The organism is Halocynthiibacter sp. SDUM655004, from assembly GCF_026015885.1.
In the GTDB taxonomy this organism is placed as follows: Bacteria; Pseudomonadota; Alphaproteobacteria; order Rhodobacterales; family Rhodobacteraceae; genus Falsihalocynthiibacter; species Falsihalocynthiibacter halioticoli.
Genome location: NZ_JAPDUG010000001.1, coordinates 1069423 through 1091853 on the forward strand (window position 1 = coordinate 1069423; position 22431 = coordinate 1091853).

Annotated in this window: 20 protein-coding genes; 10 read left to right on the forward strand and 10 right to left on the reverse strand. The window is 54.8% G+C overall.

The window, feature by feature from the left end; translation table 11 throughout:
* Nucleotides 1-109: 109 nt before the first annotated feature.
* From N9C89_RS05285 to N9C89_RS05315, 7 genes are all read right to left on the reverse strand, one after another.
* Nucleotides 110-1141 carry a LacI family DNA-binding transcriptional regulator gene (locus N9C89_RS05285; RefSeq protein ID WP_263952790.1) on the reverse strand — a complete coding sequence of 344 codons (1032 nt, stop codon included), beginning with the start codon at nucleotides 1139-1141 and terminating at the stop codon, nucleotides 110-112.
* Between the two features lie 145 nt (nucleotides 1142-1286).
* Complete coding sequence (locus N9C89_RS05290; RefSeq protein WP_263952791.1) at nucleotides 1287-2063, reverse strand: FadR/GntR family transcriptional regulator; 777 nt, start codon at nucleotides 2061-2063, stop codon at nucleotides 1287-1289.
* Nucleotides 2009-3001, reverse strand: coding sequence for a galactofuranose ABC transporter, permease protein YjfF (gene yjfF / locus N9C89_RS05295; protein ID WP_263952792.1), 993 nt, complete (start codon nucleotides 2999-3001; stop codon nucleotides 2009-2011). The genes N9C89_RS05290 and yjfF overlap by 55 nt, the downstream gene beginning before the upstream one ends.
* 2 nt (nucleotides 3002-3003) lie before the next feature.
* A complete protein-coding gene (locus N9C89_RS05300; protein WP_263952793.1) occupies nucleotides 3004-4062 on the reverse strand; it encodes an ABC transporter permease in 1059 nt (352 codons plus the stop codon).
* On the reverse strand, nucleotides 4049-5575 hold the full coding sequence (locus N9C89_RS05305) for a sugar ABC transporter ATP-binding protein (protein WP_263952794.1): 1527 nt from the start codon (nucleotides 5573-5575) through the stop codon (nucleotides 4049-4051). The genes N9C89_RS05300 and N9C89_RS05305 overlap by 14 nt, the downstream gene beginning before the upstream one ends.
* A 98-nt stretch (nucleotides 5576-5673) precedes the next feature.
* A complete protein-coding gene (ytfQ, locus tag N9C89_RS05310; protein WP_263952795.1) occupies nucleotides 5674-6627 on the reverse strand; it encodes a galactofuranose ABC transporter, galactofuranose-binding protein YtfQ in 954 nt (317 codons plus the stop codon).
* 366 nt (nucleotides 6628-6993) lie between these two features.
* Entirely contained in the window at nucleotides 6994-7350 is a 357-nt protein-coding gene (locus N9C89_RS05315; RefSeq protein WP_263952796.1) for an ArsR/SmtB family transcription factor, read from the reverse strand.
* Nucleotides 7351-7488: 138 nt separating this feature from the next.
* On the opposite strand from N9C89_RS05315, the gene N9C89_RS05320 reads away from it, so the two are divergent.
* The 7 genes from N9C89_RS05320 to N9C89_RS05350 all read left to right on the forward strand — a co-directional run bounded on the left by N9C89_RS05320 (nucleotide 7489) and on the right by N9C89_RS05350 (nucleotide 12926).
* The gene (locus tag N9C89_RS05320) at nucleotides 7489-8352 is read left to right on the forward strand and encodes an MBL fold metallo-hydrolase (RefSeq protein WP_263952797.1); all 864 of its coding nucleotides are present in this window, start codon (nucleotides 7489-7491) and stop codon (nucleotides 8350-8352) included.
* A gap of 7 nt (nucleotides 8353-8359) precedes the next feature.
* Nucleotides 8360-8788, forward strand: coding sequence for a YeeE/YedE family protein (locus N9C89_RS05325; RefSeq protein WP_263953287.1), 429 nt, complete (start codon nucleotides 8360-8362; stop codon nucleotides 8786-8788).
* Entirely contained in the window at nucleotides 8788-9213 is a 426-nt protein-coding gene (locus tag N9C89_RS05330; protein ID WP_263952798.1) for a DUF6691 family protein, read from the forward strand. The genes N9C89_RS05325 and N9C89_RS05330 overlap by 1 nt, the downstream gene beginning before the upstream one ends.
* Nucleotides 9214-9221: 8 nt before the next feature.
* The gene (locus N9C89_RS05335; RefSeq protein ID WP_263952799.1) at nucleotides 9222-9572 is read left to right on the forward strand and encodes a TIGR01244 family sulfur transferase; all 351 of its coding nucleotides are present in this window, start codon (nucleotides 9222-9224) and stop codon (nucleotides 9570-9572) included.
* A gap of 71 nt (nucleotides 9573-9643) precedes the next feature.
* On the forward strand, nucleotides 9644-11368 hold the full coding sequence (locus tag N9C89_RS05340; RefSeq protein WP_263952800.1) for a SulP family inorganic anion transporter: 1725 nt from the start codon (nucleotides 9644-9646) through the stop codon (nucleotides 11366-11368).
* A 153-nt stretch (nucleotides 11369-11521) separates the two neighbouring features.
* Nucleotides 11522-12496 carry an AraC family transcriptional regulator gene (locus tag N9C89_RS05345; protein WP_263952801.1) on the forward strand — a complete coding sequence of 325 codons (975 nt, stop codon included), beginning with the start codon at nucleotides 11522-11524 and terminating at the stop codon, nucleotides 12494-12496.
* Nucleotides 12497-12536: 40 nt separating this feature from the next.
* Nucleotides 12537-12926: a hypothetical protein gene (locus tag N9C89_RS05350; protein ID WP_263952802.1), complete on the forward strand. Its 390-nt coding sequence runs from the start codon at nucleotides 12537-12539 to the stop codon at nucleotides 12924-12926.
* A gap of 99 nt (nucleotides 12927-13025) precedes the next feature.
* On the opposite strand, the gene N9C89_RS05355 is transcribed toward N9C89_RS05350, so the two are convergent.
* Nucleotides 13026-13748, reverse strand: coding sequence for a hypothetical protein (locus N9C89_RS05355; protein WP_263952803.1), 723 nt, complete (start codon nucleotides 13746-13748; stop codon nucleotides 13026-13028).
* A gap of 433 nt (nucleotides 13749-14181) precedes the next feature.
* Nucleotides 14182-14487 carry a hypothetical protein gene (locus tag N9C89_RS05360; protein ID WP_263952804.1) on the reverse strand — a complete coding sequence of 102 codons (306 nt, stop codon included), beginning with the start codon at nucleotides 14485-14487 and terminating at the stop codon, nucleotides 14182-14184.
* A 282-nt stretch (nucleotides 14488-14769) separates the two neighbouring features.
* Between N9C89_RS05360 and N9C89_RS05365 the strand changes: the two genes are divergently transcribed.
* Complete coding sequence (locus tag N9C89_RS05365; RefSeq protein ID WP_263952805.1) at nucleotides 14770-16107, forward strand: metal-dependent hydrolase family protein; 1338 nt, start codon at nucleotides 14770-14772, stop codon at nucleotides 16105-16107.
* Nucleotides 16108-16164: 57 nt separating this feature from the next.
* Here the strand turns inward: N9C89_RS05365 and N9C89_RS05370 are convergent, their stop codons facing one another.
* Entirely contained in the window at nucleotides 16165-17814 is a 1650-nt protein-coding gene (locus N9C89_RS05370; protein ID WP_263952806.1) for a thiamine pyrophosphate-binding protein, read from the reverse strand.
* A gap of 234 nt (nucleotides 17815-18048) precedes the next feature.
* Here N9C89_RS05370 and N9C89_RS05375 point away from each other — a divergent pair, with 234 nt between their 5' ends.
* Together N9C89_RS05375 and N9C89_RS05380 are read left to right on the forward strand one after the other, a co-directional pair.
* Nucleotides 18049-19197, forward strand: a complete 1149-nt coding sequence (locus N9C89_RS05375; RefSeq protein WP_263952807.1) for an efflux RND transporter periplasmic adaptor subunit — start codon at nucleotides 18049-18051, stop codon at nucleotides 19195-19197.
* A gap of 3 nt (nucleotides 19198-19200) precedes the next feature.
* Nucleotides 19201-22350, forward strand: a complete 3150-nt coding sequence (locus N9C89_RS05380) for an efflux RND transporter permease subunit (protein ID WP_263952808.1) — start codon at nucleotides 19201-19203, stop codon at nucleotides 22348-22350.
* The last annotated feature ends 81 nt before the right edge of the window (nucleotides 22351-22431 follow it).

A 22431-nucleotide genomic window follows, 5' to 3' on the forward strand; every position in this document is an offset into this window, starting at 1 on the left:
TCCCTGTGTCTAGAAGTTGCACCAAAAGCGTAACCTCAGAAGTCCCGTTGCGTCAAATATTATTTTTACGCGCGTAAAGTTTTATATTTGCGCATGCAAGATCAATAACTTAGGCAGACCCCCGCATGATGAGTCGGCCTTCAAATAACGTGACGTCTCTTTCTTTCGCGCGGGTTTCTGATTCGATTAGGGCAAGAAGCGTCTCAACGCTGCGCGCGCCAATTGAGTCGTAATCCTGAGAAACGGTCGTGAGGGAAGGGCAGGTGTATTGAGAGAAGGGGTGATTATCATGTCCGGCAACACGAAGCGCGCTTCCTGCGCCCAAGCCCACTCTCAGGCCGTTTTCATAAGCAGCGGACAGAAAGCCGATCGCCAGTCGATCGTTTGAGCAAAGTACCGTGTTTGTCGGCAGTAGACGATTTTCGATCAACCTTGTTCCGCCTTTGAACCCAATCTCTTCAAAGTCCCATCCTTCGCCATCTGTTTGTATCAAGTGGGGTTCTTGATCTAACCGCTCCATCGCCGCGACATATGCGGTCCGACGTTTATAGGCGTTCGGGTTAATCGGGTTCTTCATTTCAAAAAAGGCGGGGGGCTCGCCGGTTCGGCATAGGTATTCAACAATCAATTCAATGCTTTGATCATTGTCAGAGCCGAAAAATGCCTCGCCAACGCCTTCAAGATTGGCGTCAAATAGAACGGTCGGGACTTCTTCTGCAAACTCTGCGACCCGTTCATGATCGGAAGCTCGGCCCAGAGGAGCCAACAACACACCGGCAGGTTTGATTGCGCGCAAGCTCTCCAGATTGGCTAACTCCTGTTCCGGTCCGGCGTGCGAACTTAGCAGAAGCGGGTTAAAGCCAGCCTCTACGATCATGCCTTCAATTGTACGTGCGATGCCGGCAAAAAATGGGTCGGTCAGGTTGGGCACCACAAGGCCGATGTTTTTGGTCTGTCTGCGGTTTTGGTTGATCGCATAGATGTTCGGCCTGTAATCGTGCTTCTCAAGAGCGGCTTCAATCCGCGCTCGGGTTGATTTCCGCACGCTGTCCGGATCGTTGAAGTATTTGGATATTGTCGGCCTGGAGATCCCGCTAACGGCTGCGAAGTCTTCCATGTTCTTTATTTTTGACTCACTCATCGCCCATCCTTTGCGGGCCCGCTGGGCCTCTCTTTGTCTGTGTTAGAAGGATAAGCCAAAATTTCAATTTTGCCACAAAAAACTTTACGCCCGTAAAGATTTTGCGTGATTTTGCTGACAAGTTTCGCTTGCTGAGCGCGTCTGATTATTTTCGCGGCGCTTGGAGCCTGAGTTGGCCTTGTGTGATGACATGTTCCATTATTTCTTTGGCTTCTTGAGCCGCCCCGGTGGAGATCGCTTCGGCCACGCGTCTGTGGTTTTGGGCAATTTCTTCGCGGAGGCTTAGGAACGTTTCATCCTTCTCGATCATGAACAGCGAGTAGAGTGCGGTTTGCACGATATCGCCCAGAGATTGCAAAAACCGGTTGCCGGAGAGGCCAAGCACGCGTTTGTGGAATTCACAGTCGGCAATTGCGAATTCGGCACGGGTTTCGGCATTGGCGAGGGCATCGCAGAGTTCAAACAGTTTGTCACAGTCGATATTGTTCGCGCTTCGCGCGGCTTTTGCGGCGGCGGCGGGTTCAAAGAACAGGCGGATTTCAAACAGCTCATCGTGGAATTGCACCGGATTCTTCAGAGCCGTGTGCCATCGCAGCACATCGTGATCGAACATATTCCATTCGCTCGGCGGGCGCACATGGGTGCCGACCTTGGCTTTGGATTGAATGAGACCTTTTGCAATGAGCGTTTTCTTGGCTTCGCGGATCACGGTGCGCGACACGTTGAACATCTCGCACAGGTCCGGATCGAGCGGGATCATCGTTTTGGCCGGATACTCCCCAGCAATGATGGCCTTCCCGAGGGCATCCACAACGAAATCTGTGTGGTTTGAAGCGCGCGCATCACGTGCGCCAGGAGACACAACAGTCACGAGGGCGTTGCCAAGCCAGTCGATTGTCTTTTGCCGGTTCTCGTTGCCCAAGTCAGCCCTTTCTGAAGCAGGATGAACGCGAAAAGTAGACCACCTATCACAATCTTTGTCCACCAACTCGACAGGGAGCCGTCAAACACAATGTAGGTCTGTATCAACCCCATTATCAGGATGCCGAAGAAGGTACCAGCAACGAAACCGTAACCGCCGGTGAGGAGTGTTCCGCCGATAACAACTGCGGCGATTGCATCAAGTTCAACGCCAACTGTTGCCAGTGAATATCCCGCCGAGGTGTAGAGCGAAAAGACAATACCTGATAACCCGGCAAGGCCACCGGAAATGGCGTAAATACGGATGGTTGTGGATGCCAGCGGTACCCCCATGAGGCGGGCCGTGGCCGCGCCGCCGCCCATGGCAAAAACGTTTTGGCCGAACTTTGTGCGGTGCGCGACGATTGCACCGATGATGAACGTCAGCAGCATCACTCCACCGATCAGGCGAAAACGTCCGCCGGAGGGGGCTTTCCAGTAAATATCCTGAAGCGTGCTGAAGAACTCATGGGTGATCGGCACACTGTCAGTTGAGAGGACATAGGCCGCGCCGCGCGCCAGAAACATCCCCGCAAGTGTGACAATAAACGCGGGCATCTCGAGGTAGTGAATGACCGCACCCATCGCCGCGCCAAACGCAGTTGTGATCACCAAAACCAGCGCAAAAGCGGCGAGGGGGTGAATGTTTGTGTCCCTAAGGATCACGGCAAGGAATACGCCGGTGAACGCAATAACCGAGCCGATCGACAGATCGATGCCTCCAGACAAGATCACGAAGGTCATGCCAACGGCCGCGATGCCGAGAAAGGCGTTGTCCGTTAGCAGGTTCGCGGCAACGCGGGTTGAGAAGATCGCCGGATATTGCCAAGCACAGAGCGCAAAGGCGATGACAAAGGTTCCAAGCGTAACCAGAAGCGGAAGATGCGTGGTGCGGATCATGGTTATTTGTCCTTGTTTGGAACGAGGGGCGAGGCTGCCGGTCGCGTAGGAGAGGCGATGTTGCGTCCGCCAGAAGCCGCGCGGAACATATAGACAAGGTGTCCGATTTTCGGAGACTGGATCACAAGAATAGCAAGGATCAGAAGTGCCTTGATAACGAGGTTGAACTCCGGTGGCATGCCAGACAGTAGAATGACGGAGTTGACCGACTGTATGATCAAAGCCCCTAGCAATGAGGCAACGATTGAGAACCGCCCGCCAAGCAATGAGTTTCCGCCGATCACAACTGCAAGAATTGCGTCAAGCTCAAGCCAGAGGCCGGCGTTGTTTGCATCGGCCCCTTTGATGTCTGCGGCAACGATAACGCCTGCCAATGCCGCGCAAAGCCCAGACATAACGTAAACACAGATCAGAATGACGCGGGAGTTGATGCCCGTTAGCCGCGAAGATGTTTCATTCACTCCGATAGCTTCGATCAGCAGGCCAAGCGCTGTGCGCCTGATGACGAATGTTGCAAGCGCGCCAAGAGCAACCCAAATCACAATGGGCGTCGGTATGCCGGCAACTGTCCCTGCACCCAGGCGGACGAGGCCTTCATTGTTGAATGTAAGGATCGTGCCTTCGGTAATAAGCTGTGCAATGCCGCGGCCCGCGACCATCAAAACAAGCGTAGCAACAATCGGCTGGATGCGAATGACCGCAACAAGAACCCCATTCCACAGCCCGCAAAGGCCGCCAACGGCGAGCGCGCCAAGCAGCGCGGTAAACCAGCCGTGCCCTTCAACCACAAGAGATGCCGCCGTTGCCCCCGCTATCGCCATCACAGCACCGACGGAAAGGTCGATCCCCTTCGTCGCGATAACCAGCGTCATGCCGACACATAAGAGAGCGGTTGGCGCTCCGCGGTTGAGTACGTCAATCAAGCTGCCGAAGAGGCGCCCGTTCTTGAACTCGATCCGAAAGAAATCGGGAAATACAATAAAGTTAAGGAGAAGCACCACGCCCAGAATAACAAGCTGGGGCAGAATGCGCTTGAGAACAGAGCTGTTAGGTCCGGGCATTTGAAGGTCTTTCGAGTGTTTCGTCGGTAATTGCATGCACGATATTCGCGGTTGTGATGTCATCACCGGTCAGTTCGCAGGCTTGCTCGCGATCTTTCAGCACAATGACGCGTGTCGAGTAGGCGACAAGCTCCTCCATTTCAGAGGAGGCAACCAAGAGCGCCATGCCCTTGTCGCGCAGGTCTTCGATAAGCGAGATAATCTCGGAGTGCGCGCCCACATCAATGCCGCGCGTCGGCTCATCAAGGATCAAGAAGTCTGGATCCGTCGCCAGCCAGCGCGCCAGAAGCGCTTTTTGCTGATTGCCGCCCGAAAGCAGACGGATCGGCATATCAAGCGAAGCGAGGCGAATATCCAATGCCTCGACATAATGCTCTGCGATCTCATTGATCTTTGAGCGAGACAGCGGGCGGCTCCAGCCCTGTCGGGCTTGAAGGGCGAGGATAATATTGTCACGGACCGATAGCTCCCCGACGATCCCTTCGGTTTTTCGATCCTCGGGGCAGAGCGCAAACCCGTGAGAGATTGCATCACGCGGGTTACTTAGGCGGATTTTCTTGCCCTTAACTTTTACGTCGCCGTGGTCTGACTGAACCGCGCCAAAGAGGAGATTGGCGGTTTCGGTCCGGCCAGATCCAAGGAGCCCCGCAAGGCCCACGACTTCGCTCTTGTGAATATCAAGCGAGAACGGCTCAATCATCCCGCGCTTACTGAGGGTATCAGCGCTCACGAGAAGCTCTCCGGCGGTGCCGCCGCTTCGCACGTGAATTCGCTCTTCCAATTGGCGCCCAAGCATCAATGTCACGATGTCTTTTTGTGTGACTTCGGCCAAGCGGCGCATTCCGACGTTCTGGCCGTTGCGCAAGACGGTTGCCCGATCAGAGATTTCAAACACCTGATCAAGGAAATGGGTAATGAAAATAATGGCCAACCCGCGATCACGGAGCTTGCGGATAACCGAAAACAGGAGTTGAACCTCTTCTCGATCAAGCGAGGCGGTGGGCTCATCAAGGATCAGGACCTTGCCCGACATTTCGGCAGCGCGCGCGATGGCCACGACCTGTCGCACGGCAACAGAATAGGATGTCAGCGGTTCGGCGGGGTCAATGTCGAGCCCGAACTCGGCCAGTGTCTTGCGGGCAAGGTTTACCATTTTCTTGCGCGAGAGCATGCCAAAGCGGGTCGGTTGTCGCCCCAAAAACAGGTTTTCCGCAACCGTTAGGTTCGGCAGCAGATTTACTTCTTGATAGACCGTGCCAATCCCAAGAGACAGGCTTTCGGCCGTAGAAGCAGGCGAAACGGGTTCGCCTTCGAGTGTGATTGTGCCCTCATCGCGCCGATAAGCGCCGGTCAGGCATTTGATAAGTGTTGATTTCCCCGCGCCGTTCTCGCCAAGCAGGGCGTGAACTTCTCCGCCAAACAGGTCGATATCGACATCGTCCAACGCGATCGTGCCCGGAAAGTATTTCGTGACGCCACGGGCTTGCAACATTGGGGTCGGCTGGTCTGGCATGGAGCTATCTCGTTTGTTTGGCTATAGGGTGTGCCCCCACATCATGAGACACGGGGGCACTTAATCAAGAACAGAGAGAGTGTCTTGATTAGGAAACTTTAGTAACCAAGCTGTTTTTTCTCTTCGTAGATGGCGTTATTGTCGTCCGAAGCGGTGAACAGACGGGATTCTGTCTGGATCCATTTCGGCGGCATTGTGCCATCTGCGAGGTACTTTTCGAGCGCATCATACGCAGGGCCAGCCATATTAGGCGTCAGCTCAATCGTTGCGTTCATTTCGCCATTGGCAATGGCAAGGTGCGCATCCGGCACAGCGTCAATCGCGACAACGAGGATGTCTTCGCCCGGTTTCAGGCCAGCTTCCTTGATCGCTTGGATCGCACCAACGGCCATGTCGTCGTTGTGAGCATAAAGCGCACAGATGTTTTCGCCGCCCTCAGCCTTGAGGAAGCTTTCCATCACAACTTTACCTTGGCTTCGTGTGAAATCGCCCGTTTGCGAACGCACGATTTTTAGGTTGTCGCTGCCTGCAATGCCCTGTTCAAAACCATTCTTACGGTCAATCGCGGGCGAGGAGCCTGTCGTGCCCTGAAGCTCAACGATGTTACACTCCGCGCCGCCAACTGCTTCGGCCAGCCACTCACCGGCAACTTTCCCTTCATAGACGGTGTCGGATGTGACCGAGGTCAGATAGAGATCGTCTGATGCGTCAACCTTACGGTCAAGCAGCAGTACAGGAATGTCGGCGTCTTTTGCTTCTTCGAGCACTTCATCCCAACCTGTTGCAACAACAGGTGCGATAAAGATGCCGTCAACGCCCTGTGCGATGAATGAGCGGATCGCTTTGATCTGGTTCTCTTGCTTCTGCTGAGCATCAGCAAACTTGAGCGTGATGCCGCGTTTCTCGGCCTCCAGTTTTGCAACCGATGTTTCCGCAGCGCGCCAACCGGATTCAGACCCGATCTGCGAGAAACCCACAGTCAAATCCGCCGCAAAAACCGCCGCTGGCATCAGAGCAACAGCGCTCGCCAATAGTAAAGTTCTTCGTTTCATTTCGTCCTCCCTAGTGAATAACAATCTATTCGGGAATCATTAAGTAATACTTTAACACTTATGTCAAATTTTTTTCGGAAACGGACGTGCTGTTTGATATATTATATTGATTTTTAACGTAAATATCCGACTTCGCGGTTGGCTTCGCAATCAAGAGCAGTGCCCTGCAGCTGTCACTTGCGCGCGGAATTCCAGATATTTTCTACTTAAGGAGAACAGGGTGGACCGTCCTCGGATACGAGGACGAGGCGGGAGATGTCGTCGCTAAGGCTTGCTCCGAGCTGTCAGTTGCTCGGAGTCGCGGGGCGCTCAGAATGTCGGTGATGTGGGGTGGTCTGTGCAGAGGTATTTTGGACCGTTAGAACCTCAAACGCTTTCGGCCGGATCTTCTTCCGCACAGAACCTGAGATAGAGGATTTCAATTACGCTCAAGACTGTCGGGTCGGAGATTGAATAGAAGATTTGACGCCCTTCGCGGCGCGCCTGCACGATGCCTTCGTCCTTGAGTTTACCAAGATGTTGCGAAATCGCCGATTGGCTTGCGCCGACCTTCTGCTCAATCGCGGCAACAGATTGCTCTCCCTCCAAGAGGCCGCAGAGGACTTTGAGCCGATCCCGATGCGCAATAGATTTCAGAAACTTCGCGGCCTGGTCAGGCGCGTCTGATCCACCATCGGTGAAGGTCGAAAGGGCGTTCGTATCTATTTCGAGCTGTATGGACATATCGCAATTTCCGTTTCGCTTTGGGTTTCTACATAAGGCAAAACCTGAAATATTCAACTTCTTTAATATTTTTCAGGTCCGGGCGTTGACATATTATAAATCCCTAATATATCGGATGCAGATCGATTGGAGATAGACATGAAACCAGACGTAAAACCTTTTTTCGACGAAACGACCTTCACTGCGTCTTTCGTCGTTATTGATCCAGCAACCCAACATTGTGCGATTGTCGATTCCGTTTTGGACTTCGACTATTCATCTGGACGCACCGATTTTCGCTCTGCGGATGAGATTATCGAGTTCGTTCAGGAAAATGGCCTGACCGTTGACTGGATCCTTGAAACACACGTGCACGCGGATCACCTTAGCGCCGCGCCATATCTTCAGGAAAAACTGGGCGGTAAAATCGGCATTGGGGAAAAAATCACCGTTGTTCAAGATACCTTCGGTAAGGTCTTTAACGCGGGTACCGAGTTCCAGCGTGACGGCAGCCAGTTCGACAAGCTTTTCGAAGAGGGCGATACATTTACAGTTGGAACTATCGAAGCCTCTGTCTTGCACACGCCCGGTCATACACCGGCTTGCCTAACTTACGTAGTTGGCGATGCGGCTTTCGTTGGGGATACGCTCTTCATGCCTGATTTCGGTACGGCGCGCGCCGATTTTCCTGGCGGATCTGCTGAGGCGCTCTACGCGTCGATTCAGAAACTCTTTACGCTTCCCGATGAGACACGAGTCTTTGTCGGGCATGACTACAAAGCACCGGGGCGCGATGAATATGCATGGGAAACCACCATCGGCGCGCAAAAAGAGCTTAACAAGCATGTGGGGCAGGGGCGCGGTGCAGAGGAGTTCGTCGCCATGCGCAACACCCGCGACGCAGAGCTTGCCATGCCCAAGCTGATCATCCCATCGCTTCAGGTGAATATGAGGGCCGGTCAGATGCCGCCCGCCGAAGACGACGGCACCGTCTATTTCAAAGTTCCAGTAAACAGGCTCTGAACCCATGATTGAACAAAGTTATATTTACGGACTCGTTGGCGGGTTGGTCATTGGCTTGGCCGGTGCGATCTACCTGCTTGGAAACGGACGGATTATGGGCGCGAGCGGTATCATTGGCGGTCTCGTCGATGGCTCGGGCTTGAGCGAATGGCGTGATCGAGCGTTGTTTGTCTTCGGCTTGATTGCGGCCCCTTGGATCGCGGTAAAGGTGATGAACCTTGATGCACAAACCAACATTACCTCTGATCCGGTCATCCTTATCGCTGCGGGTTTACTTGTTGGGTTTGGTGCGCGCTTGGCAAATGGCTGCACCAGCGGCCATGGGGTATGCGGTATATCACGGTTGTCTTTGCGTGGCATCGCGGCGACGGGCTTCTACCTCTTTGCCGGTGGTGTGAGCGTCCTTCTCTTTAAACATCTATTGGGAGTGATCTGATGCGTGGACTGTTTTCATTAACCAGCGGCGCCCTGTTCGGTTTGGGGCTTCTGATCTCGGGTATGGTTGATACCAGCCGTGTACAGGGGTGGCTCGATATCTTTGGAGACTGGGATCCGACGCTTGCCTTTGTGCTTGGTGGTGCCATCCTTCCAATGGCGGTTGCGTGGCGTATTGCTGAAAAACGCAAAGCTCCAATCGCTGGGGCTACTTTTCCGGCGCGTCCAAATCAGAAGATTACAAAAGACCTTGCTATTGGTTCGATGATCTTCGGTGCAGGGTGGGGGCTGGCTGGTCTATGTCCTGGTCCTTCGTTTGCGGCGCTGTCGTTCGGTGGTTGGGAAGGGCTGCTCTTTGTTGGGGCGATGATCTTTGGAATGATACTTGCCGTTCCTGCCAAACGTATTCGGTTTGCAACATCATGAGGTGCGAAATGGAAATGACTCAACTTGCACCGAATGTTTTTGTCGGCGCGCAGATATCTGAAGGGGATCTACAACGCCTTGCCTCGCTCGGGTTCACTGACGTGATCTGTAACAGGCCGGATGCAGAACTCCCCGTGGGCCCAACTTCACAAGGCTTGCAAGCTGCCGCCGCGACATTGGGCATTGCTTTCCACTATCTGCCCATTACACCCGGAGAGGCGTTTACGGCTCAAGCTGATAGCCTCCATCGCCTAGCTGCGCAGCCTGATGTTAAGGTGTTCGCCTATTGTCGCTCCGGCGCGCGATCCGCAAACGCATGGTCTTTGGCCCAGAGCAAACAGTCGGCTGCACAGGCCTAGACGTAAACAAAACAGGCGGCGCAAGTTGCGCCGTCATTGTGAAACCGAATTTACGATATTTGAGGTCTTCGATGCTGTCGCGTTATCTACCTATCCTGAACTGGGCGCCATCCTATAGCCGCGAGACCTTTTCGGCGGATGCATCTGCTGCAATTATCGTAACGATCATGCTGATCCCGCAGTCGCTGGCTTATGCTTTGCTTGCTGGATTGCCGCCGGAGGTGGGCCTCTATGCCTCTATCGCGCCTTTAGTGATCTACACATTCTTCGGAACATCGATGACATTGGCAGTCGGCCCAGTAGCCGTGGCATCTTTGATGACCGCTTCGGCGATAGGAGAGCTTACTTCGCGCGGCACCCCTGAATATATCGGCGCAGCGATTGTCCTTGCATTGTTATCAGGAGGGATATTGGTCGCGATGGGGGTTGCACGTATGGGGTTTCTCTCCAACTTCCTGAGCCACCCTGTAATTTCCGGCTTTATCACGGCCAGCGCGATCATCATCGCATTCGGCCAACTTAAACACATCCTTGGCTTTAATATCGAAGGGCACACGCTTTTAGAATTGGGCGCTGGGCTTGCGACCGGTCTATCGACCACCAACATTGCAACTTTAGTTGTTGGGGGAGCTGCCATCGGCTTTCTGGTCTGGTCGCGGCGCAGCCTCGCGCCTTTGCTCGTGCGGCGTGGCCTCTCGACCAACTTGGCAAACAGCCTGTCCAAAGCGGCGCCGGTCTTGGCTGTAATTGTAACCACCTTAACGGTCTGGCTGCTTGAGCTTCAGACCGCAGGCGTTTCAATCGTTGGCGAGGTTCCGCGCGGACTGCCCGCCCCAAAGCTCCCTCCGTTTGACGCCGATCTCTGGGGGTCACTGTTTTTGCCCGCGCTGATTATCGGCGTCGTTGGCTATGTCGAAACAATCTCTGTGGCACAGACCCTTGCCGCGAAACGGCGGGAACGCATCGACCCTGATCAGGAACTCATCGCGCTGGGCGCGTCGAATATCGGGGCCGCGGTTTCTGGCGGGTTTCCTGTGACGGGCGGGTTTTCTCGCTCGGTTGTGAACTTCGACGCTGGCGCGCGGACACCTGCGGCAGGAGCCTTCACTGCTGTTGGCATCGCGCTCGCAACTGTTTTCTTAACCCCTCTGTTGTATTTCTTGCCAAAAGCCACACTTGCCGCGACGATCCTTGTTGCTGTTCTGTCGTTGATTGATCTGCAGGGGATCAAACAGACATGGGCTTATTCAAAATCCGATTTCACCGCGATGATCGGCACAATATTCGGAACGTTGATCTTCGGCGTTGAGGTTGGCATTGCCGTTGGCGTTTTGTCTTCGCTCGTCTTGTTTCTCTGGCGCACATCGCGCCCGCATTTCGCAGTTGTTGGCCGCGTACCGGGGACAGAGCATTATCGAAACATCCAGCGCCACAGCGTCGAGACAACGCCAGGTGTGCTATCAATCCGAGTGGACGAAAGCTTGTATTTCCCGAACGCGCGCTTCCTCGAAGATACAATCAACGACGCAGTGTCGATGGACCCCGAAATCCGAGACGTCGTGCTGATGTGCTCAGCGGTGAACTTTATTGATGCTTCGGCACTTGAGAGTCTGGAACAGATTGATCATCGCCTGAAGGACGCGGGGATCAGGCTGCATCTGAGCGAGGTCAAAGGCCCCGTGCTGGATCGGCTAAACAGGTCGAGCTTTGTCACGGATTTGTCCGGCGAGGTTTTCTTGAGCCAGTTCGAAGCAGACCAATCGCTTGCGCAACGTGCGAAGGCAAAACTGGGGTAGGGGCGCCTCAACCCCAGTCTCTAGCCAAAACGCGACGCGCGCCATCCTTATCGCGCATGTTTCGCGCCGATGCCTCACCCAAGGTAAAGACAGTGCAGGCAAACCCGTGTACCCTTAAGGGGTATTTCCGCGGCTTATGGGCTAGGGTTATTGATGAAGTACCAAGAGCAATCATTACAAGGACGGCGCGGTAGCAGCGATGCATTTGCGGATGTGTTGTTCTCAAGAGCTGCGTGGTTTCGGTTGCATGATAGCGTCAAACCCCGACTCACTGTTGGCTCCGCACAGCTCAGCACCATCACCGGAAGTCTTCACAAAGCCGTATCCACCGGCCATGAAATCGAGGTTGAAGACGACAGCTTCCTGACGATCATGTTGCCCGTCAGGGGCGATCTCGCGGTTAAAGCTGACGATGGCGAACACCGCGCGAATTCAGGCGGGCTTTTGGCGTTCCGCCCCGGAACTCGCACAACGGCGGTTTCTTCACGAGATGACAAACCGTTCGAGGCCTATTTGTTCAAAGCGCCCGCATCGCTTTCTGCGCTCTCTTGGGCAAACTTCGCAGCGCGGGTGCTGGACTCTGATGAGCCATTGATCAAAACGCGTGCAAATGTGGCCGGCTCGCTCCACAATCTTGTGGATTACATCATGTCGGATTTGAATTCTGAAGCGCCCTTCCTCTCAAACCCGTTCGCGTGGGCCTTGGCCGAGACATTGCTACAGGAATGCCTGACGGAGTTGATTGATCTCGACAAGTTTGAGCAGCCCGTGGCGAGCCCCGTCTCCAAGCGCAAACTGGCCGAGGCTGAGGCATTTATCGAAGCGCACTATAACGAGCCACTCAAAGTTGCCGATATCGCGGCATCAATAGGGATTTCGGTGCGCGAATTACAGCGTGCATTCAAGCATTACCGCGGTGAAACCCCGTGGGACAGGCTATCGCGAACCCGCCTGCGCAAGGCGCGGAGCCAGTTGCTGGTTTGTCCGCCTGACACAAAGGTTCAGGATGTCGCGCTTGACTGTGGCTTTACGCATCTTGGCCGTTTCGCAAGTTACTATCACCAAAGTTATAGCGAGTTCCCCTCAGAAACCCTGAAGCGCAGAACGCAAAAGGGCGGCGTGAGGTAAGTCCAAAAAATATTTCAATCAACAGGTTAGGAGCAAGACAATGCGCGAACATTTCTCACCCAACACAAAATTTCTTTCCACGCTTTCAAGAATGTCGGCAGTTGCCTTCGCGCTCGCTCTGGCGGGGTGTGTCGATACAGTTGAGGGCACATCCGACGCTGGCGTAGGCTATGACAGCAAAGATGGCACCGTTTCGGGTCGCGTAAGCCAACGCACCGATGGCAAACATGTCTTTACACTAAGCAGCACGTCCCGTGTGTGCACCGCCGTTTATGACGACATCGCAACCGCAAATGCACGTGAGCTTTCGACCCTGACCTGCACAGATGGTAAATCCGGCAACGCGACGATCGTCTATGGCGCGGACGCACAACCTGACCGCGTCGTTTATTCGGTAACTGGCGGCGGTGGGGGCACAATCAACTTCTAAGGCGTTACCTCATCAATGGTTTTCTGCTATAATTCCTATAAAGCAAAAAGCGCGCGGAAAATGTTCCGCGCGCTTTGGTTTTGTATAGGCGATTCTTAGTTATTTCTTGCCGCCGCGGCCATTTCCTTGGTTGCCATCAGTGGTCTTGGCACCGTTACCGTTGGAATTTCCGGAGTTGCCGTTGGTTGCAGTTGAGTTGCCGTTACCGCGCTTCTCTTTACTGTCGTCATTATCATCATCGTCATTTCCGCCGCCGCCGTCACCGCCGCTTCCGCCACCGTCACCGCCGCTTCCGCCGCCATCACCGCCGCTTCCGCCGCCATCACCGCCGCTTCCGCCACCGTCACCGCCGCTTCCGCCGCCATCACCGCCGCTTCCGCCGCCGTCACCGCCGCTTCCGCCACCGTCACCGCCGCTTCCGCCGCCGTCACCGCCGCTTCCGCCGCCATCACCGCCGCTTCCGCCGCCATCACCGCCGCTTCCACCACCGTCACCACCGCTTCCGCCGCCGTCACCGCCGCTTCCGCCGCCGTCACCACCGCTTCCGCCGCCATCACCGCCGCTTCCGCCACCGTCACCACCGGTTCCGCCGCCGTCAGCTGTCACAAAGATCAGGGCCTCATCGATCTTGAAAACCTCCGCAGCGCTAGGTGCTGAGCCTGCAATAAGCAGTGATGTGGAATTCAGAAGATCGGAACTGTGAAGAAAGTTCTTGCTGCCGATGCCGTCTTTTGTTGGGGAAACCAGTGCGTGCGCGCTACTCGCAGCAAAAGCACCGATAATAGCTGTCGTAATTAAACTTTTGTAATGAGAACTTCTCATACTTGTAACTCCCTTGAACTAAATACTCCGACGTAATTGTCGGTTGTCACAATCGGTCAACGTCGAGCAGATGAACGGACCGAGGGCGCTACTATAGCGCAAAATTGCCAAATAAGGAAGAATTGTGGCGATTTCGTGTTGTTGCAGGCAATCGAGATCTGAGTATTTGATAGTAGGGGCTAGAATGGCCGCGCGAAAAAATCGAGACAAGCTATTGATTTCGGCCTCACTTATTCCGATTGGAAATTCTCATTCTGAAAGCGCATTACGGTATGACTTCGTTCAGCTGTGTCTGGCGTTGTTTTTGCTTCGACTGTGATAACCACCATAAATCCCTGCTCCTTGGCTGAAATAGGAGCGGAATTTCTGGCACGCAACAAAAAACCAGCCTCCAATCGGAGCACGCTGGTTTTGTTTTTAATGTGTTAAATGCTTAACCTTCGCCGACGTAAGATGCTCCTTGAACATTGCCAGCGGCATCAGACAGGCAGGACCAACGGTTCTCCGCGCCAGCGACGATCACATCTACAGAGATACCGGCCTCGGAAGTTAGAACCTGTCCGACGGAATGATCGCTGAGTGGGCGATTGGTCTGCGCGGCAACTGCGCTAAGGCATGCGGCTTCGGCAACAGCCGTAGCGCTTGACGAGTTGGAATAATCATAGTTTGAACCGGTATTTTCCACACAGCCCGCGAGCGCTACAGAGGCGAATGCAAGCGCAAGAGTACTTCGAAACATAATAAGTCTCCGTTTTTGTTAAATAATTGAAATAACAGGTGATTTATAGCACATTTTGTCCATATTTTCCAACGAATTCTGGGCTGGCTGATAGAGTGGACGTAGGCGGAAAATCGCGTCAATCTACCACAATAGGGGCTTATTCAAGCGCGCCTCTAAGCGGATCGGTTGGCACGCCACTGCCGCCCTCTAAGCAGAAAACTCTCTCTTAGGTCAAAATGACAACTTGAGTATATCGATCCGCTTGGTAAAGATGAGAGGGTATTTGACAGGAGAAATTCCATGCATAGCTTTTCCCGATTGTCCGCCTCTCTTATCGCTCTGACATTGCTGCCTTTTTCGGCCGCTGCGCAGGACGGAATGCCGACCCTTATCACCAATGTGAATGTGTTTGACGGGGTGAATGAAACCCTGATCGAGAACGCCAACGTCGTAGTGACCGATAACCTGATTTCCCAAATTTCGACGGAACCGCTTGCGGTTGCTGGCGGCAAGGTGATTGACGGAGGCGGGCGCACGATGATCCCCGGATTGATCGACGTCCACTGGCACACATCTTATTGCTGCACCCCGCAAAACACAGTTGTGACGGGCGACATTCTCGAGGTTGCCATTCGTGGTGCCAAAGGGTCCGAGGCCACGTTGATGCGGGGCTTTACCACCGTGCGCGATCTGGGTGGTAATCCGCTCGCGACGAAAAAGATGATTGATGCAGGGGAGCTTCTGGGCCCGCGTATTCTTCCCTCTGGCCCGCCTATCAGCCAGACCGGTGGGCATTTTGACTATCGACCGTATCAGGCTGTGCCGACAAATCCGGCGGACTCCCAGTGGTATTGGTATTCGGTCGGGCTCTTGGGAATGGCCGATGGCGTGGATGAGGTCATCAAACGCACCCGCGAAGTCATGCGGATGGGAGCAAGCCAGATCAAGATTGCTGGCGGAGGCGGGGTGTCCTCTATCTATGACCCGCTTGATGCCCGCCAGTTTACGATGGCCGAACTTAAGGCTTTTGTAGAAGTAGCAGAGACTTACAACACTTATGTCGCGTCACATCTCTTTACCGATGACGCAATTCAAGCTGCGATTGAAGCAGGCGTGAAATCCATTGAGCATGGTTTCCTGATGAGCCGCGAAACAATGGAAATGATGCGCGACAATGATGTGTGGCTTTCGATCCAGCCGCTTCTGGATGATGAGGACGGATTTACCTTTGATGACCCCTACAGCCAAGCCAAGTGGGTTGCTGTCACCAATGGAACCGACGCGGCCTATAAGATGGCCAAGGAGGTCGGTGTAAAGGTCGCATTCGGAACGGATATCCTCTTTGACCCCGCGCTCGCAGAGCGGCAGGGCGCGTTTCTTGCCAAGCTTCAAAATTGGTATTCGCCTTATGAAATCTTGAAAATGGCAACATCCACGAATGCAGAGCTGCTTGCCTTATCCGGACCCCGCCACCCTTATCAGGATGGTGCGCTTGGTGTGATCGAAGAAGGGGCCTATGCCGATTTGATCCTTGTGGACGGAAATCCGCTCGAAGATATTGATCTTGTCGCTGACCCCCATGCAAATTTTGATCTGATTATGAAAGACGGCAAAGTTTATAAAAACGAGATCGAATAGTCTGATCTTTACTTAAATCTGAATGGCGGGCGTTCCTTACGGAGCGCCCGTTTGCGTTTATTCAAGGTCGAGAGCAGGTGACAACGCCTTTGGATCAAGCTTTAGATGCAACAGAGCAGGAGCGTTGGCGGCGAGTGCTTCGCGTAGCGCTGGTGCAAACTCTGCGTTGTTATTCACCGTAGCGCCAAAGCCGCCGTGCGCGCGGGCAAGAGCAGCGAAATCAGGGTTCTTGAGTGCCGTGCCGGAGGGGCGGTGAGGATAGGTTTTCTGTTGGTGCATTCGGATCGTGCCGTATTTCTCGTTGTCACACACAAGAACTACGATGTTTGCGCCTTCGGCAGCCGCGGTGCCGAATTCCTGACTGACCATCTGAAAGCACCCATCTCCGGCGAGGCAGATCACATCGCGGGTTGGGTCGGTAAATTTGGCGGCAATTGCGGCGGGAAGACCATATCCCATGGAGCCGGAGGTTGGCGCCAACTGTGTTCGCCACGCGCGGTAGCGGTAGTATCGGTGTAGCCAAGCCGCGTAATTTCCTGCGCCGTTGGAAAGGATCGCCGTATCATCCAGCACCTCGTTTAGGTGTGTGATGACATATTCCATCTGAACAGAAGGCGCATCCGGATCGATGGCGCGGGCAGGAACTTGCCACGCTTCATAGTCTGCGCGTGCTTCGGTGCGGGCGGCACGTCGCGGGGCTTTGGACGCGGCGCGCGCAAGTTGGATTGCGGCGGAAGCTGGCGTGGCCACAACCGCCAAATCGGGTCGATAGACGCGGCCAAGTTCGTTTGGGTCTGCGTGAATGTGAATGAGGGATTGTTGCGGAACAGGCGCGGAAAACAGCGTGTACGCAGAGGTCGTCATCTCTCCGAGGCGCGGGCCGAGCGCGAGTACGACATCTGCTTCTTTTATACGGCGCGCCAAGGCGGGGTTGATGCCAATGCCCACGTCGCCCGCAAAATTCGGATGACGGTTGTCCAGATAGTCCTGACATCGGAACGACGTCCCAACGGGTAAGTCGAGCGCCATGGCAAACTGCCCAAGTGCGAGGGCCGCGTCTTTGGTCCACCCGCCGCCGCCAGCGATTACGATTGGCCGCTCCGCGGATTTCAAGCGGCTGATCACCTCTGCGATGTCCGCATCCGCCGCGCGTCCGGATGGCAAAACCGCCGCAGGGGCAGGTGCGCCGATTGCAGGGCCAGAGAGCATGTCTTCGGGCAGGGCAAGCACAACGGGGCCGGGCCGTCCGGATTGCGCAACGTGAAACGCGTGGCTGATATACTCGGGGATGCGATCCGCGCGGTCGATCTCGGCCACCCATTTGGCAAGCGGGCCAAACATGGCGCGGTAGTCGACCTCTTGAAACGCTTCGCGGTCGCGCTGGTCGCTGGCGACTTGGCCGATAAACAGCACCATCGGCGTTGAATCCTGAAATGCGATATGCACGCCCGCACTGGCGTTTGTTGCACCTGGGCCGCGGGTCACAAAGGCAACGCCGGGTTTGCCCGTAAGCTTGCCCGTTGCTTCCGCCATGATCGCAGCTCCGCCTTCTTGTCGGGCGGTTATGATCTGGATGTCTGTATCCAGCATGCCATCAAGTGCTGCGAGAAAACTCTCGCCAGGCACGGAAAACACCCGCTCCACCCCCTGAGCCACAAGGCAATCTGCGAGCAACGCGCCGCCGTGTTTATGGGTTGGTTTGGTCATCTTCGTCTGCCTGATCCCGTTTCTGGATGTGCGATGGTTGGCCAATCAATCACGGGTTGTCAATTTTTCCATAAGATTTGCGTGTAAACAGGCTGTTTCCAACGTGTTTTTGCTTTTGGGTGGGGCAGGAAAATTGCCGCTATCCAATTTGCGTTCTTGCAATGATCGGGCGTTATGCGCCACTATCCAACCAACCTAAAAAACAACGCCAAATTGGAACAGGAGGCAGCATAAATGCCCCGAACACTTCACCCTTTCGCAACTCTCTCGCGCGCGGCAACTGTTGCCGCCGTTTTTGCATTTGTTGCATCAAGTTCAAGTGCCCAAGAGGAGCCTCCTGCGCCGAAAGTCGGCGTTGCGGCGGCTTATACTGAAGAAATCCGTGACGAGCATGAGTTTATCGGACGTGGTGAGGCCGTTGATAAAATCAACATCGTGACACGGGTCGAAGGGTTTGTTGAAGAGATCCATGTCGAAGCAGGGGCCTTTGTGAAGGCTGGGGATGTCTTGTTTAGCATCGAAAAAGATAATCTTGCAGCCACGCTTGAAGCACGGAAAGCTGATTTCGAACGTGCTGAAGCTGATCTAGAGCTTGCCCGAATTGAGCTTGATCGGAAACAGACCCTTTTGGATCGCGATGCCGGAACAGTGGCCGATCGTGATATTGCGCTTGCCAATGAAAAGGTCGCAGAGGCCAATGTCGCCTCCGCACAAGCCGCGATCCGAATTGCGGAGCTTAACCTGAGCTATACCGATATCGTCGCTCCGTTTGATGGTCGTATCGGGCGGATCGAGCCGAGTATTGGTGATCTTGTTAGCCCTAGCACGGGGCCGCTGACTTCGCTCGTGCGGCAGGCACCGATCTATGTGACGTTCTCCGTTAGCGAGAAGCAGTTGATCACCGTTGTTGATGATGACGGCATGGAGCGCGGCGAAAACGATGTTCCCGTGGGGCTTCCGAATGTGCTCTTGAAGCTTCAGAACGGTCGAATTCTCGAAGAAACCGGCGATATCACGTTTATAGATAACGTTATTGATCCGCTCACCGGCACCATCGCGTTGCGTGCCATCTTCGATAATGCGGAGCGGATGATCATTGATGGCGGGTTCGTGACTGTTCTTCTTGAGGCCGTAGAGCCCGAAAGCCAGTTGCTTATTCCAATGGCCTCGGTGCAGCGCGATCAGCGTGGGCCATTTGTTCTTGTCGTGACCGATCAATCATTGGTCGAACAACGCTACGTTACCCTCGGGCGACAAATCGGTGCGGCCATTATCGTCGAAGACGGTATGCGCGAAGGGGAGGTTGTGATTATCGAGGGGCTGCAACGTGTTCGCCCTGGCGCGCCTGTAGAAGCGGTGCTTGCTGCTTCGCCGGAGGAATAATCGATGTTTTCCTCAATCTTTATCGCACGGCCGAAGACGGCCATTGTGATCTCGCTTTTGCTGACCATCATGGGCGCGATTGGCTTTAGGGTCCTGCCAGTAGAGCAGTTCCCCGACATCACCCCACCCGTGGTGAACGTCAGTGCCAACTATACTGGCGCCAACTCCGAGACGGTGGAAAACACCGTGGCCGCGCCGATCGAGGCGCAGGTAAACGGCGTGGACGGGATGATGTATATGTCATCCAACTCCACAGACACGGGCAACTATAGCCTTTCGGTTACTTTCGAAATCGGAACAGACCCCGATATTGCTTCGGTCAACGTGCAAAACCGCGTCGCACAGGCAACGTCGCAGCTTCCAACCGAGGTAACCAACACTGGTGTCGTGACGGAGAAAGCCTCGACCAACATGTTGCTTGTGGCCACGCTGGTGTCCCCAGACTCAACGTATGACGAGCTGTTTTTGTCGAACTATGCCTCGATCAACCTCAAGGACGCGCTGGCGCGGATCGATGGTGTGGGTAAGGCCGATGTTCTGACCAACTTCGAATATGCGATGCGTATGTGGATGGATCCGGAACGGATGGCGTCGCTGTCGATCTCGCCGATTGATATTATCAGCGCGATCCGCGAACAGAATATCGAAGTTTCAGCGGGTTCTGTTGGTGCGCCGCCTGTTCCAGAGGGGCAGCAGTTTCAATACACCATCACGGCGCAAGGACGTCTTGATAATGTAAAAGACTTCGAAAATATCGTCGTCCGTACCGGCGACTCCGGTAGCATCGTGCGCATCAAGGATGTCGCGCGGATTGAACTCGGTTCAAACTACTACAACGCTTCGGGTTTGTATCTCGGCAAACCGGCGACTGTTCTGGCGGTTTATCAGACTCCGGGCGCCAACGCGCTGGCGGTGTCTGACCGGGTGCTCGCAGAGCTTGAGCGGTTGTCCAAGGCATTTCCCGATGATGTGGAATATGCCGTGCCGTTCAACAGTACACGCTTTGTCGAGCAGTCGTTGCAGGATGTTGTCTCGACCCTCATTCTGACTTTTGTGCTTGTGATGACGGTTGTGTTCATCTTCCTTGGGAACTGGCGCGCGACGGTTATTCCGATGGTCGCTATTCCGGTCTCTTTGATCGGGACATTTGCGTTCCTTCTGGCCTTCGGAATGTCGCTCAATACGATCTCGCTTTTTGCGCTCGTGCTGGCCATCGGGATTGTGGTGGATGACGCGATTGTTGTTGTTGAAAACGTCGAACGCATCATGGCGGACGAGGGTTTGCCCCCCGCCGAAGCAACGCGCAAAGCGATGGGCCAGATTACCGGCCCTGTGATTGCCACAACACTTGTGCTGCTTGCGGTTTTCGTTCCCGTGACCTTTATGCCGGGAATTACAGGCAGGCTCTATTCACAGTTTGCGGTGACGATTTCGGTCGCGGTGTTGATCTCTTCGGTCAACGCTCTAACGCTTTCTCCGGCGCTTTGTTCGATTGTGCTGAAGCCACGAAAAGGTGGTCCGAAAGGGCTGCTCGCGGTGTTTGAGGGCGGGATCGACAAGTTGCGCGGCGGTTATGTTGGTATTGTGTCGCGTTTTGTGCGGGTGGCATTGATGAGCCTTCTCGTGCTTGGCGCGGTGTTCATTGGGTCCGGCGGCTTGCTCAAGACTGTTCCGGCGGGCTTCCTTCCGACCGAGGATACCGGCAACCTCTTTGTTGATGTACAGCTTCCAGATGCGTCCTCCATCGAGCGTACAGAGGCGCTGACCGCTGATTTCAACGCCAAGCTCACAGAGATACCGGGCGTGGAATCCACCATTATCGTGAACGGCTTTAGCCTCTTGAACGGTTCTGGCGGTAACGGCGCCATGATCATCGTTAACCTTGATCCGTGGGACGATCGCCAAACGGACGAACTGTCAGCGGACGGCGTGTTGGAACGTATTCTCGGATTGGCCTATCAGGAGGTCGGCGCGAGCATCATCGCCTTTAATCCACCACCCATTCCTGGGCTTGGGATGAGCGCGGGCGTTGAGATGAAGGTCCAGCAAACCGGTGGCGGAACCGCTCAAGATCTGTCGGCCGCTGTTGGCTCGCTCGTCTATGCCGCGAACCAGCGCCCCGAATTGGCGCAGGCTTACTCAACTTTCCGCGCCAACGTGCCAAAAGTTTTCGTCGATCTTGATCGGGAAAAGGCCAAGTCGCTGAACGTGCAGATCAATGATGTGTTCACGACACTTCAAGCCTATATGGGCTCGATCTATGTGAACGACTTCAACCTATTTGGTCGCGTTTATAAAGTGATGGTGCAGGCCGATGGGTCTTACCGAAACCAGATCGAGGACATCGCCGCGCTCTATGTGCGTTCGGTGGACGGCGAGATGGTGCCGTTGGGGACGCTGATCGATGTTGAGAACGTGCTAGGGCCGGTTCTTATGAACCGCTACAACATGTTCCGCGCGGCAACGATTACAGGTGTTCCAACACCGGGAATGTCGACAGGCGATGCAATCCGCGTCCTTGAAGAAGTCGCTGCAGAGGCCTTGCCTCCGGGGTATGGCTTTGAGTGGACGGGCACCGCGCAGCAGCAGCAATCCTCTGCGGGGATGGTTCAGGTCATTCTTATCATGTCGATCCTCTTTGGTTATCTGTTCCTCGTGGCGCAATACGAAAGCTGGACAATGCCAGTTGCGATTTTGCTCTCGGTGACAGTGGCCCTGTTCGGGGCGTTGGTCGCGGTCTGGGTGACGGGAGGCGATATTAACCTCTACACCCAAATCGGGATGATTATGCTTGTGGGGCTCGGGGCCAAGAACGCCATTCTCATTGTAGAATTTGCCATGGAGCAGCGCGCAGGAGGGGCCACCATCAGAGAGGCCGCAACCGAAGCGGCGCGTCAGCGTTTCCGTGCTGTGATGATGACGGCGCTGTCGTTCCTGCTCGGTGTGGTTCCGCTTCTGGTGGCATCTGGTGCGGGGGCCGCAAGCCAGAAAGCCATTGGTGTTGCCGTGTTTGGCGGCATGCTGGCGGCAACTGTAATCGGCGTTATTCTGGTACCTGTGCTTTACGTGGTGATGCAGTCCCTGCGGGAGTGGATCAAAGGCGAAAACCGCAAACCCAAGGCGGACCCAGAACAAGCCTCAGCGACCGAATAACCGCAGCCACGCTGCAAAACGAAACGGGAGGGGCGCGCAGATTGTGCGCCCTTTTCTGATTTTGAGGGACAAATAGCAGCT